16 protein-coding genes, 1 other RNA gene and 1 pseudogene are annotated in these 25,331 nt (G+C 67.0%); 9 read left to right on the top strand and 9 right to left on the bottom strand.

All coding sequences use genetic code 11. The annotated features are described in order from the left end of the window. Positions 1 to 235: pseudogene (locus ACYCUK_RS06610) on the top strand (IS5-like element ISCARN85 family transposase); the annotation flags it as partial. A 155-nt stretch (positions 236 to 390) separates the two neighbouring features. On the opposite strand, the gene ligA reads toward ACYCUK_RS06610, so the two are convergent. From ligA to smc, 3 genes are all read right to left on the bottom strand, one after another. Then, positions 391 to 2,496, bottom strand: coding sequence for an NAD-dependent DNA ligase LigA (gene ligA, locus ACYCUK_RS06615; RefSeq protein ID WP_461594017.1), 2,106 nt, complete (start codon positions 2,494 to 2,496; stop codon positions 391 to 393). 82 nt (positions 2,497 to 2,578) lie between these two features. Further along, on the bottom strand, positions 2,579 to 3,697 hold the full coding sequence (locus ACYCUK_RS06620) for a cell division protein ZipA C-terminal FtsZ-binding domain-containing protein (RefSeq protein ID WP_461594018.1): 1,119 nt from the start codon (positions 3,695 to 3,697) through the stop codon (positions 2,579 to 2,581). Positions 3,698 to 3,858: 161 nt separating this feature from the next. Then, positions 3,859 to 7,377, bottom strand: a complete 3,519-nt coding sequence (smc, locus tag ACYCUK_RS06625; protein ID WP_461594019.1) for a chromosome segregation protein SMC — start codon at positions 7,375 to 7,377, stop codon at positions 3,859 to 3,861. 244 nt (positions 7,378 to 7,621) lie between these two features. Here smc and queF point away from each other — a divergent pair, with 244 nt between their 5' ends. Continuing rightward, a complete protein-coding gene (gene queF / locus ACYCUK_RS06630; protein WP_461594020.1) occupies positions 7,622 to 8,047 on the top strand; it encodes a preQ(1) synthase in 426 nt (141 codons plus the stop codon). 19 nt (positions 8,048 to 8,066) lie between these two features. On the opposite strand, the gene ACYCUK_RS06635 is transcribed toward queF, so the two are convergent. The 4 genes from ACYCUK_RS06635 to dnaX all read right to left on the bottom strand — a co-directional run bounded on the left by ACYCUK_RS06635 (position 8,067) and on the right by dnaX (position 12,166). After that, positions 8,067 to 9,179, bottom strand: a complete 1,113-nt coding sequence (locus tag ACYCUK_RS06635; RefSeq protein WP_461594021.1) for an NHL repeat-containing protein — start codon at positions 9,177 to 9,179, stop codon at positions 8,067 to 8,069. 123 nt (positions 9,180 to 9,302) lie between these two features. Continuing rightward, positions 9,303 to 9,914, bottom strand: a complete 612-nt coding sequence (recR, locus tag ACYCUK_RS06640; protein ID WP_461594022.1) for a recombination mediator RecR — start codon at positions 9,912 to 9,914, stop codon at positions 9,303 to 9,305. 79 nt (positions 9,915 to 9,993) lie between these two features. Next, positions 9,994 to 10,323 carry a YbaB/EbfC family nucleoid-associated protein gene (locus ACYCUK_RS06645; protein ID WP_112486616.1) on the bottom strand — a complete coding sequence of 110 codons (330 nt, stop codon included), beginning with the start codon at positions 10,321 to 10,323 and terminating at the stop codon, positions 9,994 to 9,996. Between the two features lie 58 nt (positions 10,324 to 10,381). Beyond that, positions 10,382 to 12,166: a DNA polymerase III subunit gamma/tau gene (gene dnaX / locus ACYCUK_RS06650; protein ID WP_461594023.1), complete on the bottom strand. Its 1,785-nt coding sequence runs from the start codon at positions 12,164 to 12,166 to the stop codon at positions 10,382 to 10,384. An 80-nt stretch (positions 12,167 to 12,246) separates the two neighbouring features. Between dnaX and ffs the strand changes: the two genes are divergently transcribed. Beyond that, positions 12,247 to 12,345: signal recognition particle sRNA small type (gene ffs, locus ACYCUK_RS06655), an RNA gene on the top strand. Between the two features lie 90 nt (positions 12,346 to 12,435). Continuing rightward, positions 12,436 to 13,251: an SRPBCC family protein gene (locus ACYCUK_RS06660; RefSeq protein WP_461594024.1), complete on the top strand. Its 816-nt coding sequence runs from the start codon at positions 12,436 to 12,438 to the stop codon at positions 13,249 to 13,251. On the opposite strand, the gene ACYCUK_RS06665 is transcribed toward ACYCUK_RS06660, so the two are convergent. Beyond that, positions 13,214 to 16,705 (bottom strand): UvrD-helicase domain-containing protein, encoded by a 3,492-nt coding sequence (locus tag ACYCUK_RS06665; protein WP_461594025.1) that lies wholly within the window; start codon positions 16,703 to 16,705, stop codon positions 13,214 to 13,216. The genes ACYCUK_RS06660 and ACYCUK_RS06665 overlap by 38 nt on opposite strands. Next, positions 16,702 to 19,551 carry a PD-(D/E)XK nuclease family protein gene (locus ACYCUK_RS06670; RefSeq protein WP_461594026.1) on the bottom strand — a complete coding sequence of 950 codons (2,850 nt, stop codon included), beginning with the start codon at positions 19,549 to 19,551 and terminating at the stop codon, positions 16,702 to 16,704. The genes ACYCUK_RS06665 and ACYCUK_RS06670 overlap by 4 nt, the downstream gene beginning before the upstream one ends. A gap of 201 nt (positions 19,552 to 19,752) precedes the next feature. Between ACYCUK_RS06670 and trxA the strand changes: the two genes are divergently transcribed. The 5 genes from trxA (at position 19,753) to ACYCUK_RS06695 (ending at position 25,320) form a co-directional block, all read left to right on the top strand. Further along, on the top strand, positions 19,753 to 20,079 hold the full coding sequence (gene trxA / locus ACYCUK_RS06675) for a thioredoxin TrxA (RefSeq protein ID WP_112486621.1): 327 nt from the start codon (positions 19,753 to 19,755) through the stop codon (positions 20,077 to 20,079). A 256-nt stretch (positions 20,080 to 20,335) separates the two neighbouring features. Continuing rightward, positions 20,336 to 21,598, top strand: a complete 1,263-nt coding sequence (rho, locus tag ACYCUK_RS06680; protein WP_461594027.1) for a transcription termination factor Rho — start codon at positions 20,336 to 20,338, stop codon at positions 21,596 to 21,598. A gap of 163 nt (positions 21,599 to 21,761) precedes the next feature. Then, entirely contained in the window at positions 21,762 to 22,028 is a 267-nt protein-coding gene (locus tag ACYCUK_RS06685; protein WP_461594028.1) for a type B 50S ribosomal protein L31, read from the top strand. Between the two features lie 119 nt (positions 22,029 to 22,147). Then, positions 22,148 to 23,974, top strand: a complete 1,827-nt coding sequence (locus tag ACYCUK_RS06690) for a hypothetical protein (protein WP_461594029.1) — start codon at positions 22,148 to 22,150, stop codon at positions 23,972 to 23,974. Continuing rightward, a complete protein-coding gene (locus ACYCUK_RS06695; protein ID WP_461594030.1) occupies positions 23,971 to 25,320 on the top strand; it encodes an MATE family efflux transporter in 1,350 nt (449 codons plus the stop codon). Before ACYCUK_RS06690 ends, ACYCUK_RS06695 begins: the two co-directional genes overlap by 4 nt. Positions 25,321 to 25,331: the final 11 nt, after the last annotated feature.

Consider the following 25,331-nt stretch of genomic DNA (forward strand, 5'->3'; position numbering starts at 1 on the left):
GCGCCAACTGGCTCTGGATCTTGGCTTCATCCCAGTGGTGCCGCCACTGAAGACGCGCATTGAGCCATGGGATTACGACCGAGAGATGTACAAGCGCCGCAACGAAATCGAGCGCCTGTTCCGGCGCCTGAAGGGTTTCCGGCGCATCTTTTCTCGGTTCGAAAAACTTGACGCGATGTTCCTCGGCTTCCTCAGCTTCGTGCTGGTGGTCGATGGACTTCGCAGTTTGTGTTAACAGGCCCTAACGCGATGTAGATCGTCGGATAGACATCGTGCCCAAGGATACCCGATGGGATATGCACGATGGCCACGAAAAGAAACAGGGGGACAGTTCGATGCGGGTCAGACTATTTCGATCTTGGCGCCACAGAGGTTGGTGCTGAGAAAACTTCAGGCGCCCTGGTCTGCGGCTCCATCATGATCGAGTAAGGTCATCAAGCCTTCTTGGCCAAGCACTGCGATCCCCAACTCCTGCGCCTTGGCGAGTTTGCTCCCAGCCTCGGCCCCAGCAACAACATAATCGGTTTTCTTCGACACCGACACCGCCACTTTTCCGCCCGCTGCTTCGATGCGTTCTTTCGCTTCTTCGCGGCTCATCGTCGGCAGGGTGCCGGTGAGGACGAAGGTTTTTCCGGCGAGGGGGTTGGACGCTGCGGGCTCGGCAGGGGCGGATTCGTCCCAATGCACGCCGCAGGCGCGGAGTTGTTCGACGACTTCGCGGTTGTGCGGCTGGTCGAAGAAGGTGCGGATGCTTTGGGCCACGACCGGGCCGACGTCGGACACGGCCTGGAGTTGTTCCAGGCTGGCGTCCATCAGGGCGTCGAGGCTGCCGAAATGGTGGGCGAGTTCCTTGGCGGTGGCCTCACCGACCTGGCGGATGCCCAGCGCATAGACGAAGCGCGGCAAGGTGGTGGACTTGCTGGCTTGCAGCGCGTCGAGCAGATTGGTGGCGCTTTTGTCGGCCATGCGGTCGAGCGCGGCGAGCTTGAGCAAATCGAGGCGGTAGAGGTCTGGCAGGACGTTGACGATGCCGCCGTCCACCAGTTGATCGACCAGTTTTTCGCCCAGGCCTTCGATGTCCATGGCTCGGCGGCTGGCGTAATGCAGGACGGCCTGTTTGCGTTGCGCGGCACAGAACAAGCCGCCGGTGCAGCGCCAGTCGGCCCCGCCCTCTTCGCGCACGATGGCCGAGCCGCACACCGGGCAGTGGCCGCCGAGTTGCTTGTCGAGGTCGAAGGGCTGGCCCGCGTTGGCGGGGCGTTGATCGAGCAGCACGCTCACCACTTCGGGAATCACGTCCCCCGCCCGGCGCACGATGACGGTATCACCCACGCGCACGTCTTTGCGGCGCACTTCGTCTTCGTTGTGCAGCGTGGCGTTGGTGACGGTGACGCCGCCGACGAACACCGGCTCCAGCTTGGCCACCGGGGTGAGCTTGCCCGTGCGGCCCACCTGAATGTCGATGGCCAGCACGCGGGTGCTGCGCTCTTGCGCGGGGTATTTATGCGCCACGGCCCAAACCGGCTCGCGGTTGCGAAAGCCGAGTTCGGCCTGCAGCGCAAGGCTGTCGACCTTGTAGACCACGCCGTCGATGTCGAACGGCAGGCTGTCGCGTTCAGTGGCGATGCGGCCGTGGAAGTCGATGAGGGTCTGCGCGCCGGGGCCGTGCACGCGTTGCTCTGCGACCGGCAGGCCCATGGCGGCCAGCGCATCGAGCATGGCGTGATAGGTGTCGGGCTGATGCGCCCAGCCGACGATTTCGCCCCAGCCATAGGCGTAGAAGGCCAGCGGACGCTGCGCGGCAATCGTGGGGTCGAGCTGGCGAATGCTGCCTGCCGCACCGTTGCGCGGGTTGACCAGGGTGGGCAGACCCTTGGCGCGCTGGCGCTCGTTGTAGCGCTCGAAGTCGGCGCGCTTCATCAGCGCCTCGCCACGCACTTCCAGCACTGCCGGCGGATGGGTGGTGTGCAGTTGCAGCGGCACGCTGCGGATGGTGCGTACGTTCTGTGTCACATCCTCGCCGGTCTCGCCATCGCCACGGGTGGCGGCCTGCACCAGGGTCCCGTGCTCATAGCGCAGATTGATGGCGAGGCCGTCGAACTTGAGTTCGGCGTTGTAGGTCACCGGGGCGTCGTCCGCGCTCAAGGCCAGTTTGTTGCGCACCCGTTGATCGAACGCGGCCGCCCCTTGCGGCGTGGTGTCCGTCTCGGTCTGGATGGACAGCATCGGCACGGCGTGGCGCACCGGGGCGAATTGCGGCAGCGGCGCACCGCCCACGCGCTGGGTGGGCGAGTCGGGCGTGCGCAGCTCGGGGTGCGCGGCTTCGAGTGCCTGCAACTCGCAGAACAGGGTGTCGTAGTCGGCGTCGGGAACGAGCGGGGCGTCGAGCACGTAGTAGGCGTGGTCGAGGCGGGTGAGTTCGGCGCGCAACGCGGCAGCGCGGGCCGCCGGGTCGGCAAAGAGCGATGCGGATTGCGGAGCTTGTGCTTGAGACATGTGGCGTGGAGGCAAACGTGGAAGCGGCCGCGGGGCTGCGCCCATGTCGGCAGCTAGTGTCCTGAATTGGGAATTCAGGACACTAGCTGAACAGTCGTTGCGTGGTGGCGGTTCCAGCTGGCAGGCTGCGGGCGTCGAGCGCTGCGTAGAGTCGTTGCAATTGCTGCTCGATCTGGTCGAGCGAGGTGGGCGAGAGCGGTGCGCCGTTGTCGTCGACCTGTTTCGCATCCAGGGCCTGACCCAGGCGCTGCGCGGCCTCGCGCATGCGCGCAAACGGCCGCAGGGCTTGTGGCACTTGGGGCACGTCGAGCAGGAGGGTGGCACGGCTCACCGGCATTTCCGGGTTGTCGGCCAGGGCGGCTTGAGCGTCGAACTGGAGTTGCACCATCGATACGGGCCGACCGGGCTCGGCAATGTCCGTCTCGCCAGGCTCGGCCGATGCCGGCATGACATCCACCAGCGCAAGCCGACCGGCCGACAGGGTCGTGGTGAAGCCTGCAGCCTGAGCCTGCTGGCGCAGATAGTCCACGCCCCAGGCCACGCCCTGCGCCTGCAGGTTGATGGACAGTTGCGCGTCGTTGGCGGCGGCAAAATTGTCGAGATCGCGCGCCTGCTCCAACGCCTCGGCCATATCGGGCAGGTCGGGCGCGGCGCCCAGGGCCTCGCCGAGGGCATGGCATTTGGTGACGAACTCGGAGTACTCGATGGCGTTGAGCGGGCCGCTGCGGCTGGCCAGCTGCACGGCTGCCTGCAGCTCGACATAGCGTGCGCCGGGTTGCAGGGCTTCCCACAGGCCCGACTGCGCGTTGCGCCCCTCGAACAGCATGGGCTTGGTGCCTGCACGTGAGCTGCGCGGCAAGCGTTGCTGCAGGGCCTCGCCGGGCACGGGCAGCTCGAACAGGAAGCTGACGATGGCGTCGATCAAGGGGTCGATATGCGGCGCGGGGGCTCGCGTTCGGCCCGGCTCGACCGGCGCCAGCTCGGGTTCGACGCGTTCGGGCCGGTCGTCCAGTTCTGGTTCGCGCTGGCCGTGTTCCATCGCGCGCAGCTCACTGCCCGATGACGGCTTGATAGGCGGCGAACTGGTTTCCGGCCGCGCCCGGCGGCGCCGCAACTGCCAGGATTGCCAAAGGTTGAGCGCCACCACGGCGGCGATGATCAGCGCCCCCACCACCAGCAAGGCCTGCTGCAATTGACCCATGTGTTCGTCCTCGTTCGTATTCGTTGGTGATGGAGCTAAGACCATGCAGGCTGGCTTGGTTCCGGTGTTGCTGCGCGCCTTGTGCACATGGCCGCTGTGGCCTGGACGCAATGCCCGCTGCGCTCACCACCACCACATTCAGGCCACCATTCAGACCGCCATCAAGCCACCGCTTCGGCCATATGCGCCGCGGTGTCCATATCCACCGCAACGATGCGCGACACGCCTTGCTCCTGCATGGTCACGCCCACCAACTGCTCGGCCATTTCCATGGCAATCTTATTGTGCGAGATGAACAGGAACTGAATCGCATCGGACATGGAGCGCACGAGCTGGGCAAAACGCTCCGTGTTGGAATCGTCCAGCGGTGCATCGACCTCGTCAAGAATGCAGAACGGCGCGGGGTTGAGGTGGAAGATGCCGAACACCAGGGCAATGGCGGTGAGCGCCTTCTCGCCGCCCGACAGCATGTGGATGGAGCTGTTGCGCTTGCCCGGTGGCTGGGCCATGACCTGCACGCCGGCATCGAGTATTTCCTCGCCGGTCATGACCAGCCTGGCCGCGCCGCCGCCGAAGAGCTGCGGGAACAGGCGGCCGAAATGCTCGTTCACGGCGTCGAAGGTCAGGCGCAGTTGCCCGCGGGTTTCACTGTCGATCTTGCGGATGGCGTCTTCCAGCGTGCCGGAGGCCTGCTCCAGGTCGGCCACTTGCGCGTCGAGAAATTGCTTGCGCTCGCGCGCCTGGCCTAGTTCGTCGAGCGCGGCCAGATTCACCGCACCCAGGGCGGCAATGTCGCGCTGCAGGCGTTGCGTGTCGCGGCCCAGCTGCTCGGGTTGCACGCCTTGCGGCAGGCTTGCGGCCAGTTGCTCAAGGTCCACCTGAGCGTCGGCCAGCATCTGCTGGAACTGCTCGCCCTGCAGCCGGGCTTCCTGCTCGTCGAGCTGGCGGGCATTGATGGCGGCGCGCAGCGGTTCGGCCTCACGCTCCAGGCGCAGGCGGCTTTCCTCCAGGGCGCGCAGGCGTGCGGCAATTTCGTCATGCTCGGCACGGCGCAGCGCCAGCCGCTCCTGGCTGGCCTGCTGGACGGCGAGGGCGTCCTGCAAACCGGCGCTGGCGGTCTGGCCGCTCAGACGCGCCAGTTCACCTTCCACGCCCAGCAGCCGCACGGCCACTTCGCCGAGGTGCTGCTGCGCGGTGGCCGCCATGCGCTGGGCATCCGCTTGGCGTTGCTGCAGGCTGCGAATGGCGTAACCGGCTTCGGCCTGCTGCTGCTCCAGCGCGCGCAGCTTGGCGCGGGCCTCGTTGAGCGCGGCCTGTTCGCGCAGGGCCTCGCCGTCGAGGTCGGCCTGATCCTGCTGGCATCGCCCGAGTTCGGCGTCGAGCTGCTCGAAACGCGCTTCGCTCTCGGCCTGTGCGGCGGCGAGTTCGTCACCCTGCGCGACCAGTTCGGCGAGGTCGGTGTCGAGCCGTTCGGCGCGCGCGGTTGACTCCTGCTCCTGCTGCTGCAGCTTGAGCCATTCCACCTGCACGGCGTGGAATTGCTGGGTCAGCGCCTGCAGCCGACGCCCCTCGGCGGTGGCTTGCTCCTGCGCCTGGGTCCAGGCGGCTTCAGCCTGCAGCGCGGCGCTGCGGGAGCCGTCGGCCATGAGTTGCTGCGCCTTGGTCTGGCGTTCCAGGTTTTCAATCTCCTGGGCACGCGCCAGCATGCCGGCCTGTTCGCTGTCGGCGGCGTACAGGCTCACGCTGTGGCGCGTGGCGGCATGGCCATCACGCGTCACCAGCATGGCGCCCGGCGGCAGGCTGGCACGGCGCTGCATGGCTTGCAGCATGGAGTCGGCGGTGAAGACACCGGCCAGCCAGTCGTCGAGCACGGCGCGCAGGCCGGGGTCGACATGGCGCAGCAATGCGGCCAGGGGCTGCAGGTCCATCGTGGCTGGGATGGGGGCGGCGGCCTGTGGCGCGGCGAAAAACACCAGCTTGGCCGGAGGCGGGTCGGCGGCGAAACCGGCCATGGCGTCGAGCCCGCGCACCTCCAGAGCTGCCAAGCGCTCGCGCAAGGCGGCTTCGAGCGCAGTCTCCCAGCCGGGTTCGATGTGGATGCGGGTCCAAAGCCGGGCCAGGGTGTCCAGACCATGCCGCGCCAACCAGGGCTGAATGCGGCCCTCGGTCATCACCTTGTCCTGCAAGGCCTTGAGCGCATGCAGCCGCGCGGTGCTGGAGCCAAGCTCGGCGGCTGCCTGCTGCGCTGCAGCCTGCTGCAGTTGGCGCGCGTCCTGCAGCCCGGGCAGTTGTTCCTGCAAAGCCTGCAGCCGGGCTTCGGCTTCGTCGCGCTCGTCGCCAAGGCGACTTTGCTGCGCGTTCAAATCGCCAAGGCGCAGGCTGTCGGGGCGCTGCACGGCGCGGCGTTCGGCCTGCAGGCGCTGCAGGCGTTGTTCAATCTGCTGGGCTTGCTGGCCGAGGGCGCGCTGGCGCTCGGCCTCGGCTTGCAGGCGCTGTTGCGCTGCCGCCGCCTGGGCGCGCTGCTCGGCGGCCCGCATCTGGGCATCGCTCAGCCGCGCTTCGAGCGCAGGAGTTTGCTCGCCCTGCTCCACCACCCGGGCCTCAGCTTCGGCCTGCAGCAGCTCGGCTTCGGCCATCTCGGTTCCGGCGGACGCGGCATCCTGCTGCGCCGCCTGCTGCCTTGCCAACCACTGCGACTGCTCGGCGCCCAGCTCGATCTGGCTGCGCAGGGCGCGGTCGCGCGCCTCGACGACATAGCGGATTTCCGTCTCCAGCCGAGCCACTTGCGCCTGTGCCGCGTACAGCTCGGCTTGCGCGGCATTGAGCGCGTCACTCGCGGCGTATTGCGCCTGGCGCAGGGTTTCCAGCTCGGCCTCGGCGGCACGCAACTGCGCGGTTTGCGCCTCCAGCGCATTCACCGCCTGGCCAGCCTCGGCGGCAATGCGGGTCTGCCTTGCCTGGGCTTCCTGCCAGCGCAGCAGCCACAAGCCATGCTGGCTGGTTTCGAGCTGCTGCTGCAACTGCTGGTACTGCTGCGCCACGGCGGCCTGCTGCTCCAGCTTGTCGAGCTGCGCATTCAATTCGCGCAGGATGTCATGCACGCGCAGCAGGTTTTCACGCGTGCCGTGCAGGCGGTTCTCGGTTTCGCGCCGGCGTTCCTTGTACTTCGACACGCCGGCCGCTTCTTCCAGCATGACGCGCAATTCTTCCGGGCGCGATTCGAGAATGCGGGTGATGGTGCCCTGGCCGATGATGGCGTAGGCGCGCGGCCCCAGCCCCGTGCCGAGGAAAATGTCCTGCACGTCGCGCCGGCGCACGACTTGGTTGTTGATGAAATAACTGGAGGCGCCGTCGCGGGTGAGCACGCGCTTGACGGCGATTTCGGTGAACTGGCCCCAGTTTCCGGTGATGCGATGCTCGCTGTTGTCGAACACCAGTTCCACGCTGCAGCGCCCGGCCGGCTTGCGCGTGCTGCTGCCGCTGAAGATCACGTCCTGCATGGACTCGCCACGCAACTCCGAGGCCTTGGACTCGCCCAGCACCCAGCGCACCGCGTCGATGATGTTGGACTTGCCGCAGCCATTCGGCCCGACCACGCCAATGCGTTGCCCGGGCATTTGAAAGGCCACGGGGTCGGCAAAGGACTTGAATCCGGCGAGCTTGATCCAGGACAGGCGCACGTGAGTAAGTTATTGATTTACAAAGTAAAATAGTCTGATTCAAGGCCTTTTTTGGATGATAGCATCCGCCCGGCGCTCATCCCGTACAGGCTCCGCCGCCGAAGCCGCCGCCAAGGCCTCGGATAATTCGGGTTTGCACGATGCCGCAACCCGCATGCGGCCTGCCAGTACGCCGCATCAAGCCCCTTCATCGGCCCTTCATTCCGCACTTCATCCGCCCTACCCCCGACCCTTTCCAACCCCCATGAGCAGCCAACCCAGCAAGACTCTGCAGACCTTCCCCAACCCGGCCACCGAGCGCGACTACCACATTCATATGCAGGTGCCCGAGTTCACCTGCCTGTGCCCGCTCACCGGCCAGCCGGATTTCGCCCGCATCGTGCTCGACATCATTCCCGACAAGAAATGCGTGGAACTCAAGAGCCTCAAGCTCTATATGTGGAGCTACCGCAACGAGGGCGCTTTCCACGAAAAAGTGACCAACACCATTCTGGGCGATCTGGTGAAAGCCATCGCCCCGCGTTTCCTGCGCGTCACGGCCCAGTGGTATGTGCGTGGCGGCATCTACACCAATGTGGTGGTGGAACACCACAAGCGCGGCTGGAAACCCAAACCCCGCGTCGACCTCAGCCAGTTCGAACCGGCGCAACCGGCGGTGACGGGCGGTTGAGACCCGTCAGCGTGCCGATTCAAGCGGCTTGGGTGATGCGCAACACGGCCTCGCCGCTGCTGACCAGCACGCTGCCTTGCGGCCCCGGCGCCACGCCATAAGGCGTGATGAGCGCGCCCGGCAAGGGGCCGAGTTCCACCTTGTCGAGCTGGCCCTGGCCGGCGAGGGTCGTGACCTCGCCGGCGGGCGTGATGCGGCGCACCTTGTGGTTGCCGCCATCAGCCAGAATGATGTTGCCATGCGCGTCGAGACAGAGTTGCTGCGGTTTGCGAAACAGCGCGGCAGTGCCCCGCCCATCGGTGTCCCCCCGCTTGGCCGGGTTGCCAGCCAGGGTGCCGACCATGCCCTGCGGGGTGATCTTGCGCACGTCCTGGTTGAAGAATTCGCTGACATAGATGGTGCCGTCGGGCGCCACGGCAATACCCACGGGCGTGTTGAACAACGCCTGCTTCAGCAAGCCGTCGCGATGGTCGTTCACCCCCGGCTGCCCGCCGATGGTGCGCACGCGCCCCTTGGGGCTGATGCGCCGCAGGGTGTTGTTGTAGGCGTCGGCCACCAGCACGTCGCCGGTGCGAGGGTCCACCGCGATGCCCACCGGATGGTTGAACTGCGCGGCCGTACCCTGCCCGTCGGCATACCCCTGGCGCCCCACCTGCCCGGCCAGCGTGGACACCTCGCCGTTGCGCAGCACGCGAATGGTGTTGGCGTAGGAATCGGCGATGTAAATGGTGCCATCAAGCGCCACCGCCAAGGCGTCGGGGCCGACGAAGCGCGCTTGCAGCGCCGGGCCATCCTTGTTGACGCGGTCTTCGGCGCCTCCGGCCAAGGTGCTGACCTCGCCGGCCGGGGTGATGCGGCGAATCAGGGCATTGGCAGCGTCGGCGAGGATGATGTCCCCGTTGCGCGGATCCACGGCCAGGCCGCGCGGGTCGAAGAACGTGGCTTTGCCCACGGGGCCGTCGGTATGGCCATGGAGCTGAATCTGCCCGGCGAACAAGCTCAGTTGGCCGGCACGTTCACCCGGGCTGGATGCGGCGGCGCTGGCCGGAGTTGCGGTCGAACTGGCGAAGGGGCTGGCTCCGAGCAGCAGGCTGGAGGCCCATTGCAGGGTCTGGCGGCGGGTGATGGGCATGGCGGCGACACAGGTGGAGGTAAGGAGAGAACTGGAACCGATGCTAACGGCAACCTGCAGCCAGCGCTCGGCCATGACTGCAGCTTCACTGGAGCGGCGCGGTGGTGAAACCCGCCCTCGTTCTCAAGCGCCGCGCCGGTCCACCAGGGCGCGGGCGATGGTGCCGAGGTCGACATATTCCAGCTCGGCGCCCGCCGGTACGCCGCGCGCCAGGCGGGTGATGCGCAGGTCGAGCGGCCTCAGGGTTTCGGCAATCACATGGGCGGTGGCCTCGCCCTCGTTGGTGAAGTTGGTGGCGAGAATGATTTCCTCCACCTCGTCGCTCTTCAAGCGCTGCACCAGCAGATCCAGGCCGATGTCCTTGGGGCCCACGCCGTCGAGCGGGCTCAAATGCCCCATGAGCACGAAGTACAGACCGCGGTAGGTGAGGGTTTGCTCCACCGCGGCCTGGTCGGCCGGGCTTTCCACGATGCACAGCAGGCGCCGGTCGCGCTTGGGGTCGGCGCAGGTGGCGCAAACCTCTCGCTCGGTGTAGGTGTTGCAGCGGCTGCAACGCCGGATGCTGCCCAGCGCCTGGGTCAGGGCGCCGGCCAGGCGCGAGGCTGCGTCGCGGTCGTGCTGCAGCAGATGAAAGGCCATGCGCGCTGCGGACTTGGGGCCGACGCCGGGCAGGCTGCGCAGTGCGTCGATCAGGGCGTCGAGCGTGGCAACCTGGGTGAGCTGGGAAGCGCTCATCGCAGCACCGCCTTGCGGCGGTTCCATGACAGGCCGGGTGGGCCTGCACGGCCGCCAGGAGCAGACACGGCGCGCAAATTCAGAACGGCAGCTTCATGCCGGGAGGCAGGGGCATGCCGGCGGTGACGGCCGCCATTTTTTCCTGGGATGTGGCCTCGGCCTTGCGCACGGCGTCGTTGAAGGCGGCGGTCACCAGGTCTTCGAGCATGTCGCGGTCGTCGCCCACCAGGCTGGGATCGATGGCGACGCGGCGCACGTTGTATTTGCAGGTCATGAGCACCTTCACCAGTCCGGCGCCGGACTGGCCCTCGACTTCGATGTTGCCGAGCTCATCCTGCACGCGCTTCATGTTGTCCTGCATCTGCTGAGCCTGTTTCATCAGGCCGGAGAGTTGTCCTTTGTTGAACATGGGTTGGGTCCTCGTTGGGAATGTGGAAGGGGATGGCGGGAATGGAACGACAGCGGGTTCAGGCGTCGAGCGGGCGCACCGAACCGGGCACGATCTGTGCGCCCAGGTCTTCCATCAACTGTCGCACCAGCGGATCGGCGGCAATGGTGGACTCGGCCTCTTGCTGCCGCTGTGCCCGAGCGGCGGCGGCACGCAGGCTGGCGCTGTCGCGCACCGCGCCCACCTCGATCTGCAGGCTGATGGGCCGGCCCACGGTCGCGCTCAACACGGCCTGGAGTTTGTCCAGCGCGCCGGCACGGGTGAATTGTTCGCTGGGCACACGCAGGCTCCAGCAGTCGCCCTCGGCACCCATCCACTGGCTTTGCAACGCGAGGCTGCGCGCCAGGGCGACGACTTCCAGGCGCTGGGCCAGGCTGGGCCAATCGACCTCGGGACCCGGGAACGGTGCACTGGAGGCGTCGGCAAGCGCCGGTGCGGAGCTTGCGGGCGGCTCAGCCGCTGGCAGCGCAGCCGTTGCAAGCGGCGTGTACGACGCCTGCGTTTCGGCGACGGCATGCACGGTGCTGGCCGCATCAGCCTGTACCTCAACCTTGGGAGGCATGACGGAGGCGATCGTGACGATATCGGCGGCAAGAGCAGCCGAGGGTGCAGCCGTTGCGGCCGTTGCTTGAGGGGCTGTCGTTGCCTCTGCAGCCGAACGGCTCTGGTCGCCCTGTCCGATGGCAAGGTTGGCACCCTGGGTGCCCACCGGCGCGAAGGCCAGCAGGCGCAGCAGCACCATGCAAAAACCGGCATGCTCGTCCGGCGCCAGCGCCAACTCGCCCCGGCCATGCAACACCATGCTGTAGGCCAGTTGCACGAGTTCCGGGCTCAAGGCCGCGGCCAATTCGCGCAGCGCAGCGCCATCGGGATCTGCGGCATCCAGCGCCTGTGGCACCACTTGCACCACGGCAATGCGCTGCAGCAGCGAGGCCAGTTCCTCCAGCGCGGCGGGGAAGGACAACCCGCGTGCATCCATGTCGTCGGCCAGTTGCAGCAAGGCGGCACCGTCAGCGGCAGCCAGGGCGCGCAGCAGGTCGAACAGATAGCCGGCGTCCACCGCACCCAGCATCTGCCGCACAGCCTCGGCGGTGATGCTGCCGGCGCTGTAGGCGATGGCCTGGTCGGTGAGTGACAGGGCATCGCGCATCGAGCCATGCGCGGCGCGGCCGATGGCCTGCAGCGCCTGCGGTTCGCAAGCCACGCCTTCCGCCTGCAGCACCTGCTGCAGATGCCCGGCAATGGCCGCCGGCGGCATGGACTTGAGGCTGAACTGCAGGCAACGGCTGAGCACCGTGACCGGCACCTTCTGCGGGTCGGTGGTGGCGAGCACGAACTTCACCGACTCGGGCGGCTCTTCCAGCGTTTTCAACATGGCGTTGAACGCGTGGTTGGAGAGCATGTGCACTTCGTCGATCATGTAGACCTTGAAGCGCCCCGAGGTGGGTTTGTAGACGGCCTGCTCCAGCAGCCGGGTCATGTCGTCCACGCCACGGTTCGAGGCGGCGTCGAGCTCGATGTAGTCGACAAAGCGGCCAGCGTCGATCTCGGTGCAGGCCTGGCAGACGCCACAGGGTTCTGCCGTGATGCCGCCCTGCCCGTCCGCCCCGGTGCAATTGAGCGACTTCGCCAGGATGCGCGCAATGGTGGTTTTGCCCACGCCACGCGTGCCGGTGAAGAGGTAGGCGTGGTGCAGGCGGCGTTGTTCCAGCGCATGGGTCAGGGCACGCACCACATGGTCCTGGCCGACCAGGGTGGAGAAGGTTTTAGGGCGCCATTTCCGCGCCAGCACGGTACTGGACATGCAGCGGATTGTAGGGGGCGAAAACCCGTCCGGGCATGGGCAAGGGCAGACCATCGACCGGCCCGCCTACAATGCTGGTTGACGGGCCGCCCCGCATTGCGGCGCGGTGAACCTGGTCAGGCCGGGAACGGAGCAGCCACAGCCGTTTACTGCAAGTGCCGGGGGAACGGCTCGTCAACCTCCCCTCCCCATTTCGCCCTGACGCCCCACCCGGGCGTCGTCGTCCCGTGCGCGCTGAGCTGGGCGAAAGGCCGAGCACAATGCGGCGTATGCAACGCATCCGCCCTCTGCCTGATGAGGCCCCATCGTGGATGCCGCAGACCTTGGCCGTTGCTCTGTGCTGCCTTGCATCGGCCTGCATGCCGGTTGATGCGGCAACGCTGCCCGCAACGCCCGCCGCTTCCGGCCCCGCCGGGGCGCTGGCGCCGGCTCTAAGCGCGCCCGCGCTGCTTCAAGCACCCGCGTCCGAAGCCATTCCCGCATCGTCAACCGCCTTGGCTGCCACCTCGCGTTGCCGCGCCACATTGCAGCAGCACCCCTTGCAACTGCGGCTCGAACCCGCTGCGCTGCCGAAACACTTCGATATGGCCGTGCGCTTTTTTGCGCCTGTGCCGGTGCAGATGGCCTGGCAAGCCATGACCGATTACAACGCGATGGCCAGCTACATACCTGGCATGGAACGCAGCGAAGTGCTCGCGGCCGATGGCGACAGCCTGCGGGTGCTGCAGGTGGGGCGCAGCGGCATCGAGCCCTTTCGGCTGACGCTGCGCAGCACGCTCGACATCACCTTGCGCGGGCATGTGGCAACGTGGTTCACAATCCACGGCAATCTCGATTCGCAAGGTCGCGCCGAGGTGAGAGCGCAGGCTGGCGGCAGCGCGGTGCACTACACCGCCCAACTGCACCCGCGCACCTGGCTGCCGCCGTTGTTGGGGCCGTGGTTCATGCGCAAGCAGCTGCAGCAGCAGATGACGGCACTGCGCGAGCGCATGTGCGTGCTGCTGGGCGAGGCGGATGCCAGCAAGGCGGGGGCTCCAGCCGCGGCCTCTACGCGCTCCGAGGCGACTCAGGCCGTGGCGCGTTGATGGCCTCGGGCACCTGCCATTCCAGCACCGAGCCATCGCCCGCAATCAGCGCCACCCGCACCCGCTTGCCGGGGCGCAGGCTGGCGCAGGCCTGAGCATAGCGGGCGAGGATGGGAGCGTAGTGTTCGGTTTGCAGGCTGCTGGCTGCAAGCTTGTAGTCCAGCACCCAAACGGCGTCATCGAGTTCGACCAGGCGGTCGATGCGCCCCCAGCCGGGCTCGCCTCCGGCCTGTGCATTCCACGCAACCTCCACCTCGTTGCGCGCCCAGCGAATGTGCGCCGCATCGAAGTACATGCTGGCCTGTGGCGAGCGCACGATGCGCAGGGCCGCGTGAATGGCAGCCTGCGCCTCGTCCGCGTCCAGCCCGAGCTGCAGGGCAACGCCTGGCGCATCCAGGGCCTCGATCACGGCATCGGGCCGGGCCGTGGCGCTGGCGGACTGCAGCAAGGCATGCAGGGCAATGCCGATGCGCGTGGCGCGCATGTCAGCCTGGGGGGCATTGGCCGGGCTTGCCGCTGGCGCGGTTTGCGGCCTGCCCAACCAGGGGATCTCGATGGGCATCGCCGGCGAAGTGGCTGGGGCCTGCGGCTCGATGGCGCCCTGCCCTGCGCCATCCGGCAGCTTGGGAAACGCATCGGCCACGGCGGCTGGAGTTGCACCCGCCCCCACGGCCAGGCGCTGGCTCCACTGTGCCTGGCCGCGCATCGGCAAGCTGGTGACCCAGAGTTGTTGGCGGGCGCGGGTCATGGCCACATAAAGCAGGTTCCAGTCTTCGCGCTCGGCTACATCCAGCTCGGCTTGCACCAACTGCCGCTGGGCCGGATGCAGGCGCTTGGACGAAAGTTGCAAGGAAAAATGCAGCGGATGCGTCTGCTCGGCCGGCCAATGCAACAGCACCGAAGGGCCGTTAGCGGCAGGACGGGAGTCGGCATCGGCCAGGATGACGATATTGGCCTCCAGACCCTTCGCGCCGTGGATGGTCGACAGGCGGACCACGTCATGGGGAGACGCCGGGCCGCCCCAGGTATCCCCATCCTCCTCGGGGGACGGCTGCTGCGCAGCATGGGCCTGGGGATACGCTCCAACGTGCAGTTCGGGCAGAGGCGCCCGAGCCAGGCCGCGTTTGAGCTTGCGCACGAAGGCGTAGGGGGTGAGGAAGCGGCCGCCGTCCATGTCCAGCGCGAGATGCACAAAGGCATCGATCTGCGCCAGGCTCTGCGCCCGCATGGTTGCCGGCACGGCCTGGGCATAGCGTTGGCGCAGTTGGCCCTCGGCGACGATGCGGTCGAGCAGGTCATGCGGCGGCAGGCTGCCGAGCAGGGCCATCCAGCCCTCGGCCAGGGTCATGAAGCGGCGCAGCGCGGGCATGGCCGCGTCGCGCTCGGCCAGGGTTTGCGCCGCCTGCCACCAGCTCTGCCGGGTTTCGCGCGCGCAGCGGGCCAGCGCGAGCAAATCGTCATCCACCAGTCCGCCGATGGGCGACTTGAGCACCTGCGCCAGGTCCAGATTGCCGCCGGGCGACACCAGCACGCTCAGCAAAGCCAGCAGATCCTGGGCTTCGATGGTGTCGAGCAGACTGGCCTCGCTGTCGCCCGCTGCGGCGGGAATGCCGGCCGCAAGCAAGGCGCGCAGGTACAGGTCCATGCGGTCCTTGCGCTTGCGCAGCAGCAGCAACACATCGCCCGGTCTGGCTGGGCGCAGTCGGCCATGGGCGTCTTCCACGCAGGGACGCTGCATCAGCTCGCGCAACAGTGCGGCCACGCGCCGGGCGTCGTGCTCGACCTTGCCGATCTCGGCATCCACGTCGGGCTCGGTCAGGGTGTCGCGCACGCGCGGGGCGGTTTCCATGAACTGTGCCGGCGTGGCGGCAGCTGCCGCTTCACCTTGCGTTGCGGGCGCGGGCAGCAAGGCGGTATGGCCCCGCACCCGGCTCTCGGTCGTGTGCGCGATGAAGGCCATGGCGGGGGCCTGGGCGAACACCGCATTGACCCAATCCAGCACCGCGAGCGACAGCCTGCGGGTGTGCTGCGCCGAGAGCAGCACGGCACCAAAGCCCTGGCGCAGAAAGCTGGCCGCGGCCTCGAACACCTGCGGGTCGGCGCGGCGAAAGCGGTAAATCGACTGCTTGTCGTCGCCAACGATGAACACCGAGGGGCGCTGCGCGTCGCCGGCATAGGCCGAGAGCCACGCCTGCAGGGCCTGCCACTGCACCGGGTTGGTGTCCTGGAATTCGTCGATCAGCACCTGGCGGTATCGGCGGTCGAGCCGGGTCTGCACCCAGGCCGAGACATCGGCATCGGCCAGCAAGGTGCGGGCGTGCAACTCCAGGTCGCTGAAGTCGAGCAGGCCGCGCTCGGCCTTCAACTGCTCGTAGCAGCCCAGCAGTTCCGCCCCGAGGCGCAAGGCCCAGGCGTGGATGGTTTCGATGTCGAGCGCGTCGTGCGCCTGCACCACGCCCAGGCAGTCGCTCGCCAGCGTGTCCCAGCGGCCCACGGGGTCGCCTTCCAGGCCAAGCCTGAGCATTTCGAGCTGCACCGCCCTGGTCGCCAGATTGCGCGCCGAGCGCGGCTCGCCCTGGGCCGTGAGCATGACCTTGCGCAGCAAAGCCCCCACCTGTTGCGCGTCGCTCGCGTCGAGCGCGGCCTGCAGATGGAGCAGCGCTTCGCGCGCATGCGCGCCGCCACATGCGCCCCAGGCTTGCGCCCACAGCCGCAATTCGGCCAGGTTGCGCGTGCGCCAGGCCGGCCAGCTTTCGGGCTCGGGCGCGTCCAGCCCTTGCGCCAGGGTGCCGGCCTGGGCGGCGAGCATGAATTCACCGCGCCGCTGCACCACCAGTTCCATCAGTTGAGCCGCCGTGCTGCGTCCGGTTCGAGCCACCAGGGCGCGGTAGTCGGCACGCAGCTCCGGCTCGGCTTGCAGCTTGTCGAACAGCCTGCGCCAGGCTTGCTGCACCCAGGGCTTCTCGTTCTCGATCAACTCGAAATGCAGCGGAATGCCAAAGCGCAAAGGCGCGGCGCGCAGCAGTTGCGCAAACCAGCCGTGAAACGTGGAGACCGTGGCCTGCGTGCCGCCAGCGAGCACCGTGGGATAAAGCGCCCGTGCCCGCTGCAGCAATGCGGCGTCGGCACGCGGCAGGCCGCGACGCGCCAACTCGTCGGCCAGCGCCCGGTCGTCGAGCCGGTTCCAGTGCTGCAGCAACTCCAGCAGGCGCTGCTGCATTTCAGCCGCGGCCTTGCGGGTGAAGGTGATGGCCAGCACGTCTTGCGGGGCGTAGCCGTCCAGCAGGCAGCGCGCCAGCCGCGCCACCAGCAGCCAGGTCTTGCCGGCACCGGCGCAGGCGCGCACCACCACGCAGGCGGCTGGGTCGCAGGCCAGGCGCACATAGGTTTCGGGCGTGACCGGCGCGGCCTGGTCCTGGCCCGGGAGTTGTGCGGCGTAAGCGGGGGCGCTCATGCACGCTCGCCCTGCGTGGACTGCGAGCGTGCGGATTGTGGCGACGGCCGATGGTCACGCCGGCACAGCCCGCGTGCTTCGCAGTGATCGCATAGGGGCGGCTCGCCAAGCGCAGGCATGGCCTGGCCTGTGCGCAGCGCGCGCCAGTCGCGGCGCATCTGTGCCAACAGTTGCGCCGATTGCTCGCGCAAGTCATCAGGCGCCCATGGCAGTTCGGTCGCGGCATCGGTGTGCTCGGGATCGCGCCGTTCCGAGACCACCAGATAGCCGGCAGCGATGCGCGCAGGGCTGGCATCCGCAGGCTGTCGGGAGCCGGCATCCGGCGCATCGGCACCCAGCAGCAGCGCGTAACACAACAGTTGGGTGTCTTCGGCGTAGCGTTTCATGCGCGACTTCAGCGCCTGCGGGTCGCCGGTCTTGTAGTCGAGGGCGTAACGTTCGGCACCCCGCCGGTCGATGCGGTCGATACGGCCTTCGAGCCGCAACACGTCACCTTCGCTGGTCGCGTCGTCTGCCGGGTCGGCTTCGATGTCGATCACCCGACGCAGGCTCTGCTCCTCGCCCTGCGCCTCCCAGCCCTGCGCTCGCCAGGCCTGCAACCAGTCGAGATAGTTGTCGCGCACGGCGGGCCAGGCGGCGGCAAAAGGCTCGGCCAGCGCGCCGGCGCTGCTCCAGGCTTCGGCCGCGATGCGGTCGAGCAAGTCACGATTGGTCGGCAAGTCCAGCCCCGGCTGCTGCTGGTGGAATTGCTCCAGGATGCGGTGCAGCGTGTTGCCGAAATCGCGCTTGGAGAAATCGGGCAATAGATCGTCGTCCTCGGCCAGGCGCAGGACCCGGCGGGCGAAAAAGCGGTAAGGGCAGGCGCGCAAGTCGGCGTAGGCGCTGGGTGACCAGCGGGAGGGAATGTCGGCCGGAGCCGCCGGCTGAGCCTGCGGCGCAGTGGCCTCGGTGGGAACCCGCTGCGGCTCGACTCCCAGCGTTTGCAAGTCAGCCATGGACAGCCCGGGCATGGCGGAAATGTATTGATATTGCGCCTGGCCAAAACGGCCCATGGCCCAGCGCCACAATTCCAGCAAGGGACTGGGGCCTGGATGGTCGGGGCGTGGCGACGCTTCGAACACGACAAGGCGCCGGCAACCGAGCACGAGTTTGACGGCCAGTTGAGCCGCCTGGGTGCGTCGCTCCCCACGGGTCGGCAGGCCCAACTGACTGCAGGCCTGGTCGCCCAGCCCGCCCGGCGCATCCGGCCAGGCGGGGAGATTGCCAGCATCCGCACCGGCCAGGATGCATATGTCCCAGGGGCGCAGCAAGGCGTCGCGCAAGGCCAGCACGTGAACGGCCGGCCCGTGCTCGCCCTCGGCCGCGTCGGGCTCGGGACGAAACACGGCGGCTTCCAGTGTCAGGCGCAGCCAGGCGAGATAGTCGCTCTGCTGCAGATGGACGGCGTGGGCCGTGCTCGGGTCTTGCGCTTGCGCCTGCAGCAGAGCCAGGATTTGGGCTCCCGCAGCGTCCTGGCTCCAGGCTTGCGCCAAGCCCAGGCTGTGCAAGGTCTGCAACAAGGCATCGGCCCATCCTGCGACCGGGTGTTTGCCCGGTTTGCGCATGCGGCGCATGCATTCCCCAAGCCAGTCGAGCACGCGCCGGTGCCGCCCGGCTGCCGGGCTTTCTTGCTGCAAGGCCCAGGCGCGCCAGGCGCGTGCGTCGAGCAGGCGTGCGGCGCGCACATCCACCTCGATCGCCTCCAGGTCCTTCGCCCCCAGGCCTGCGGCAGCGGCGACGCCGGCCTGCTTGAGCAAGTCGAGCATGGCATCGCTGCCGGCCTGCGCATCGAGCACTTCGAACACGGCTTGCAGGCTGGCCGCTGCGCGCGTGGTGGAGAGCAGCCAGCCAGCTTCGTCGCGCACCGGCAAACCAACGCGGGTGAGCAAGGCGTTGACGCGGCGCGCGAGGCGCCGGTCGAGCGCGATCAGGGCCATGCGCGACTGCGGCAACGCTGCCCGTTGACGCAGGACCAGCCCGACGATGGCCTGCGCCTGCTCTTCCAGCTTGCTGCCCCTCCCCCACAGCAAGCGCTGCGCCAACAAGCGCGCCATGCGCGGCGGTAAGGGACAGCTTGCCGCGCTGAGCGAAGCTGTGCGCTGCTGACCGTGCAAGTCGTTCAGCCACTGCGCGCCGTTCGAATCCTCACCACGCGACAAGCTCGCGTGGGCCGCCGGAAAACAGCCACTGGCACGCGCCAGCGCCGGGCCAAAACCCCGGCCGAAACCGGCTTGCAGACACAGCAACGGCAAACCCCGCGCCTGTGCCAACTGCATCAGGCGGCGCAGGCGCGGTTCCGGCTCCTCCGCCAGCACCAGCACCAGGGCGCCGCGCTGGGCCGCGCACCAGGCATCGAGTTGCGCAGCGTCGTTCCACCAGGCGGCGGCCGGCATCTCCTGCAAGGCCATGCGCAGCATCCAGCCGCCGTCATCCGGGCTGGATGCTGCCTCGGCGACAACGCCATGGTCGCTTGCCATGCGGTGTTCGGTTGACGCACCTGCTGTGATGGGCGCCATCTGGGCGAGTGGCGCCCATCGTTCGCGTAACTGCAAGACGTCGCGAGCCAGGGCCAGGCGGCTACCAAGCCGCGCGGCGGCCTGGTAGGCCTTGGGCAAATGGCCCTCGGCCTGCCAGCGCTGGGCCAGGGCAAGGGCCTGCAGGTCGAGGTTCTCTGCCCCGCTCCCCGACGGACCTGCCAGTTGCAAGCGCTGAAGCGTCAGGATCTGGCTCAAGGTCAGCAACTGGGGCAAGACCGATGCAGCTGGAGCCAGGCCGAGCCAGGCGGAGCGGAACAGTCCTTGGTGCATCGCCTGGGGAAGTATGACGGTCAAATCAATCGACGAAATGCTGATCTGTCGCAACCACAACCCAATTTGGCGAGCCGCGTTCTGCCAGAAATGTGAATTCGGGGTTAAATAGAGGCCATTGGCCGGCTCTGGCCCGTCAATCGACTTGTGCAATGGCCGCGCCTCGCTGTCCGTGTCGGCGCCTTCTGATCTGGAATTCATATGAGCGATCTCATCAAACAAACAACCGACGCGTCTTTCGACATCGACGTTCTCAAATCCACGACCCCCGTGTTGATCGATTACTGGGCCGAATGGTGCGGCCCCTGCCGCATGGTGGCGCCCATCCTCGACGAAATCGCCGGTGAGTACCAGGGCCGCCTGAACATCATGAAAGTGAACGTGGATGAGAACCGTAGCATCCCGGCGAAATATGGCATCCGCGGCATTCCCACCTTGATGCTGTTCAAGAATGGTGAAGTGGCTGCGACCAAGGTTGGCGCCCTGTCGAAGTCACAACTGACAACCTTCCTGGACGCGAATATATAATTGCGTTTCATGGCATGGGGGCAGAGATCTCCGCCCCCATGCCTTTGCAAGACGCGAGCAACCCGCATCCATTGGGTTGCTCCGGCGCTAAGAGCGCCCGATGCACCGTTTTCCGTGCTGCATCTCCCCCAACTTTTTTCTTCTAGCGTTGCCACGAGCGCCTGCACAGGGCCGATGATCGGAATCCGATTGTCACGTCCCTGCCGCACAGCCCGGTCCGGCGCACACCTCTCCCCCTCTTGCCTCGCCCCCTGCCATGCACCTGTCCGACCTCAAAGCGATGCACGTCTCCCAGCTGCTCGAAATGGCAACCGGCCTGGAGATCGAGAACGCCAGCCGACTGCGCAAGCAGGAGCTGATGTTCGCCATCCTCAAGCGCCGCGCACGCACGGGCGAACAAATCTTCGGCGACGGCGTGATGGAGGTCTTGCCCGACGGTTTCGGCTTCCTGCGCGCCCCCGAGTCGAACTATCTCGGCTCGCCGGACGACATCTACATCTCGCCGAGCCAGATCCGCCGCTTCAACCTGCACACCGGCGATTCCATCGAGGGCGAGGTGCGGGTGCCCAAGGACGGCGAGCGTTACTTCGCCCTGGTCAAGGTCGACCGCGTCAACGGCGTGACCCCGGAGGAGAACAAGAACAAGATCATGTTCGAGAACTTGACGCCGCTGTTCCCGACGGAACACCTCAAGCTCGAACGCGACATCAAGGCCGAGGAGAACATCATCGGCCGCGTCATCGACATCATCGCCCCCATCGGCAAGGGCCAGCGCGGCCTGCTGGTGGCGCCGCCCAAGAGCGGCAAGACCGTGATGCTGCAGTCCATCGCCCACGCCATCACCGCCAACCACCCGGAGGCCGTGCTCATCGTGCTGCTGATCGACGAGCGTCCGGAAGAAGTGACCGAAATGCAGCGCTCGGTCAAGGGCGAGGTCATCAGTTCCACCTTCGACGAGCCGGCGCTGCGCCACGTGCAAGTGGCCGAGATGGTGATCGAGAAAGCCAAGCGCCTGGTGGAGCTGAAGAAGGACGTGGTCATCCTGCTGGACTCCATCACCCGCCTGGCCCGCGCCTACAACACCGTGGTTCCCGCCTCCGGCAAGGTGCTCACCGGCGGCGTCGACGCCAACGCGCTGCAACGGCCCAAGCGCTTCTTCGGCGCCGCGCGCAATATCGAGGAAGGCGGCTCGCTGACCATCATCGGCACCGCCCTGACCGACACCGGCAGCCGCATGGACGAGGTGATCTACGAGGAGTTCAAGGGCACCGGCAATATGGAAATCCACCTCGAGCGCCGCTTGGCGGAAAAACGGGTGTATCCGGCCATCCTGCTCAACCGCTCCGGCACCCGCCGCGAAGAATTGCTGCTCAAATCCGACATCCTGCAAAAGGCGTGGATTCTGCGCAAACTGCTCTACCCGATGGACGAGATCGAGGCGATGGAGTTCCTGCTCGAAAAAATGAAGCAGACCAAGAACAACGCCGAGTTCTTCGACATGATGCGCCGGGGCGGCTGAAACATTGGCCACCGGACTTCGGACTGACTCGTGGCCGCCGCGACGATCTGCTTTGGCATCAAGCCAAATTCATGAAATAATTGCTTTTTTGGTTAAGTACAGCGGACACGCATCCTCCTTTGTTGTCTGCGCTGCGGCTGACCTCACTTTTGGACCCACCCCCATGAAATCTGGAATCCACCCCGCATACCGCGACGTCTGCTTCGTCGATCTGTCGAACGGCAGCAAGTTCGTCATCCCCTCCACCGCCCAAACCCGCGAAACCGTGAAGATGGACGACGGCCGTGAATTGCCGCTGTTCAAGCTCGACACCTCATCCGAGTCGCACCCTTTCTACACCGGCACGCAAAAGAGCGTCGACGCCCTGGGTGGTCGCGTGGACAAGTTCCGCCAAAAATTCGCGCGTGCGGCTGCCGCCGCGAAGAAGTAAACCTTCGACACGCTGCTGACGGGTCGCATGGCGACGCGTTGCGCATCCACGAAACGGGCAGCCTGGCTGCCCGTTTTTATTGAGCAAAATCGCCAACAACGCCTTTCCTGGCCAGGACCATGAACTCGCCCAACACCACCCCAGGCCAGGGGAAATCGCCGGCACGTCCCGTGGTCTCGGCCGAAGCCGTCGCCAGACTGCCGCGCTGGCCACTGTGGCTGTTGTGCGTGGCTTACGTGCTGCCGGGTTTCATCGGCCGCGACCCCTGGAAAGGTGACGGCCTGAGCTTCGGCGTGATGTGGCAAATCGCGCAGGGCCAATCGAGTTGGTTGGCACCCAGCCTCTATGGCCAGCCTGTCGGCGGTGGCTGGCTCCCCTACTGGCTGGGGGCTGCCAGCATTCGCGGCCTCGGGCCGTGGATCGGCACCATTGCCGCCAGCCGCCTGCCTTTCATCATCCTGCTCGGCCTCGTCTTGGTGCAAACCTGGTACGCCGCCTACCATTTCGCGCAACGCGAGACGGCACAGCCGGTCCAGCCTGCTTTTGCCGCGGCCATTTCCAGAAGCAGCTATGCCCGCGCCATGGCCGACGGTGCTTTGCTCAGCCTCGTGGCCTGCCTGGGTCTGCTGGCCCGGGGCCACGAAACCATTCCCGAACTGGTGCAGCTCACCGGCTCCACCGGGGTGCTGTTGGGTCTTTCACTCCTGCCCACTCGGGCGGTTTTGGCCTCCGCGGCCCTGTTCTTCGGTTTGCTATCGCTCGCGGCAAGCGGAGCGCCCTGGCTCGCCCTGCTCACCACGCTGACCCTGAGCTTGCTCATGCTGAAACTGGCCTCACGCAAGGAAGGCCTGGAAATTCTTCGCAACCCTCTTGTAGTCGTTGCACAGCAGGGCACTGAACCCAGTCTCAAACAGTGGCCCATCCCTGGTTTCGCCCTGTCCTGCAGTGCGACTTTCGCGCTCGGCGTCCTGGTTTTGCTACACGGACAATCCGTGGCACGCTGGCCCAGCATGGCGGCCTTCCAGCATTTTCTCGGCACCTTCGCCTGGTTCGTCTGGCCAGCGTGGCCGCTGGCTGCATGGGCCGTGTGGCGTTGGCGCGAATCGCTCGGGGAATGGCATGTGCTCGCACCGCTGGCACTGCTGGTGCTGGCCACCCTTGCCGCCTTGCTGGCCCCGGGCAACGCGGCAACGCTGGTGCTGGTTCTGCCACCGGCGGCAGCGCTGGCGGCTCTCGCCTTGCCGGTCATGCGCCGTGGCAGCATGGCGGCGTTGGACTGGTTCTCGCTCATGTTTTTCAGCTTGCTCGCCCTTGTGGTCTGGGTCTTGTGGCTGGCCATGCTCACAGGGTTTCCCGCCAAGCCGGCTGCCAATATCGCCCGGCTCGCCCCAGGCTTCACCGCCCATTTCTCCTGGCTGCCCGCCTTGCTGGCCCTGCTCGCCACGGCGGGCTGGGCTGCCCTGGTGGCATGGCGCGCCGGGCGGCACCGCCATCCGCTTTGGAAAGGCATGGTGCTGTCCGCCGGAGGCGTGACCCTGGTGTGGGTCCTGGTGGGGCTGCTTTGGCTGCCGGTGCTGAACTACGCCAGCACCTACCGCCCGCTCGGCCTGCAACTGGCAAGCCGGTTGCGCGCCGAGCATCAGCCTGGCTTGCCTGCGCCTTGTGTGCAAACCCTGGGCCTGAGTTTGCCGCAGCAAGCGCTGATGGGCTATTTCAGTCGGGCGACCCTCGTTCCGGGCCTGCGCGGTGGCCGCTGCCCCTACGTCCTGATTGCACCACCAGTGCACAACGCACCAGCCTCGGACACACACCTCACGGCGACCAACGCACAGGCCGAGCAACAGACGCTGCGACGGGCCGAACGGGGCGTGCTGGTGTGGAGCGGGCACCGCCCCGGTGAATCTGACGAGCGCTTGAGCCTGTACCGCAGATCGAGCGCCGAATGAAGGCGGTTGCGCCACTGCTGCGCCTGACTGCGGGCGTGCTGATGGGCCAGCTCGCCATCATTGGTTTCGGCGTGGCCGATACGGTCATGCTCGGCCGCTATGCCAACACCGCCAACCTGGCGACCTTGTCGCTCGGGCAGGCCATCTACATCACCCTGTATGTCGCGCTTGCGGGTGTCACCCAGGCCTTGCTTCCGGCGCTGGGCCGAGCGTATGGGGCGGGGTCGCCGCAGCAGGTCGGCTCGGCCTTTCGCCAGGGACTGTGGCTGGCCGCCGGGCTTTGCCTCGCGGGCATGGTGGTGCTGCTGTGGCCCGACCCCCTGCTGTCCTTGGCCGGGCAGTCGCACGACCCCGCGGTCGACCGCTATCTGCGAATCCTGGCGCTGGGCCTGCCAGCGGCGCTGATGTTTCGCATCCACACCGCCCTCAGCCAGGCGATCTCCAGGCCCATGCTCGTCACCCTGCTGCAACTCGGCGGGCTGCTGCTGAAGCTCGCGCTCAACGCCCTGTTCCTGCTGCCCGCCAGCTTTGGTCTGCATGCCTTGCCAGCGCTCGGCGCCACCGGTTGCGCCCTGGCAACCGTCATCACCCAATGGCTGCTGCTCGGCATTGCCCTGCTGCAACATCGCCACAGCCGCGTGCTGCGGCCGTTCGAGGCCTTGCGACATTGGGAATGGCCCTCATGGGCGCAACAAGGCCCATTGTTGCGCCTGGGTGGCCCCATCGGCCTGAGCCTGCTGGTGGAAGTTTCGGCCTTCACGTTCATGGCGCTGTTCATTGCGCGCATGGGCGACACCGAACTGGCGGGACATCAGATCGCAGCCAATTTTGCCACCGTGCTGTACATGTTGCCGCTGTCGGTCTCCATCGCCGCCGGCTCCCTGGTGGCGCAGCAACTGGGGGCCGGACATGGGGCCGCGGCGCGGCACGCGGCCTGGGGAGGCGTGGGGCTGGCGGCGCTGTTGTCGATGAGCCTGGGCGCCGTGGTCTGGTTCGGGCGCGCGAGCATCGTGGCCTGGTACACGCCGGATGGGGCGGTGCAGGCCGTGGCCTATCACCTCTTCCTCTTCATCGCCGCTTACCAGTTGTTCGACGCGGTGCAGGCTTGCAGCGCCTTCGTGCTGCGCTCGTATCACATCGCGGTGCTGCCCAGCGCGCTCTACGCCCTGTCGTTATGGGGTGTGGGCCTGGGCGGTGGCTATGTGCTGGCGTTCAACACCCTGGGGTTCAGCCCGGCCGCGCTGCAAGGCGCGGCTGGTTTCTGGATGGGGAACACGACCGGGCTGGCCTTGGCGGCAGGCAGCTTTGCCTGGCTGTTGTGGCGCACGGCGCGCAAGCCGTTGTGACGACTGCGGCT

The organism is Thiomonas sp. (genome assembly GCF_054608695.1).

Coding starts and splice junctions, on each gene's coding strand:
- ACYCUK_RS06635 (WP_461594021.1), bottom strand. CDS start 9,179: ATGCCCATCACCCGCCGCCAGACCCTGCAATGGGCCTCCAGCCTGCTG.
- ACYCUK_RS06670 (WP_461594026.1), bottom strand. CDS start 19,551: ATGCACCAAGGACTGTTCCGCTCCGCCTGGCTCGGCCTGGCTCCAGCT.
- ACYCUK_RS06645 (WP_112486616.1), bottom strand. CDS start 10,323: ATGTTCAACAAAGGACAACTCTCCGGCCTGATGAAACAGGCTCAGCAG.
- ACYCUK_RS06665 (WP_461594025.1), bottom strand. CDS start 16,705: ATGAGCGCCCCCGCTTACGCCGCACAACTCCCGGGCCAGGACCAGGCC.
- dnaX (WP_461594023.1), bottom strand. CDS start 12,166: ATGTCCAGTACCGTGCTGGCGCGGAAATGGCGCCCTAAAACCTTCTCC.
- trxA (WP_112486621.1), top strand. CDS start 19,753: ATGAGCGATCTCATCAAACAAACAACCGACGCGTCTTTCGACATCGAC.
- rho (WP_461594027.1), top strand. CDS start 20,336: ATGCACCTGTCCGACCTCAAAGCGATGCACGTCTCCCAGCTGCTCGAA.
- queF (WP_461594020.1), top strand. CDS start 7,622: ATGAGCAGCCAACCCAGCAAGACTCTGCAGACCTTCCCCAACCCGGCC.
- ACYCUK_RS06685 (WP_461594028.1), top strand. CDS start 21,762: ATGAAATCTGGAATCCACCCCGCATACCGCGACGTCTGCTTCGTCGAT.
- recR (WP_461594022.1), bottom strand. CDS start 9,914: ATGAGCGCTTCCCAGCTCACCCAGGTTGCCACGCTCGACGCCCTGATC.
- ACYCUK_RS06620 (WP_461594018.1), bottom strand. CDS start 3,697: ATGGGTCAATTGCAGCAGGCCTTGCTGGTGGTGGGGGCGCTGATCATC.
- ACYCUK_RS06695 (WP_461594030.1), top strand. CDS start 23,971: ATGAAGGCGGTTGCGCCACTGCTGCGCCTGACTGCGGGCGTGCTGATG.
- ACYCUK_RS06690 (WP_461594029.1), top strand. CDS start 22,148: ATGAACTCGCCCAACACCACCCCAGGCCAGGGGAAATCGCCGGCACGT.
- ligA (WP_461594017.1), bottom strand. CDS start 2,496: ATGTCTCAAGCACAAGCTCCGCAATCCGCATCGCTCTTTGCCGACCCG.
- ACYCUK_RS06660 (WP_461594024.1), top strand. CDS start 12,436: ATGCAACGCATCCGCCCTCTGCCTGATGAGGCCCCATCGTGGATGCCG.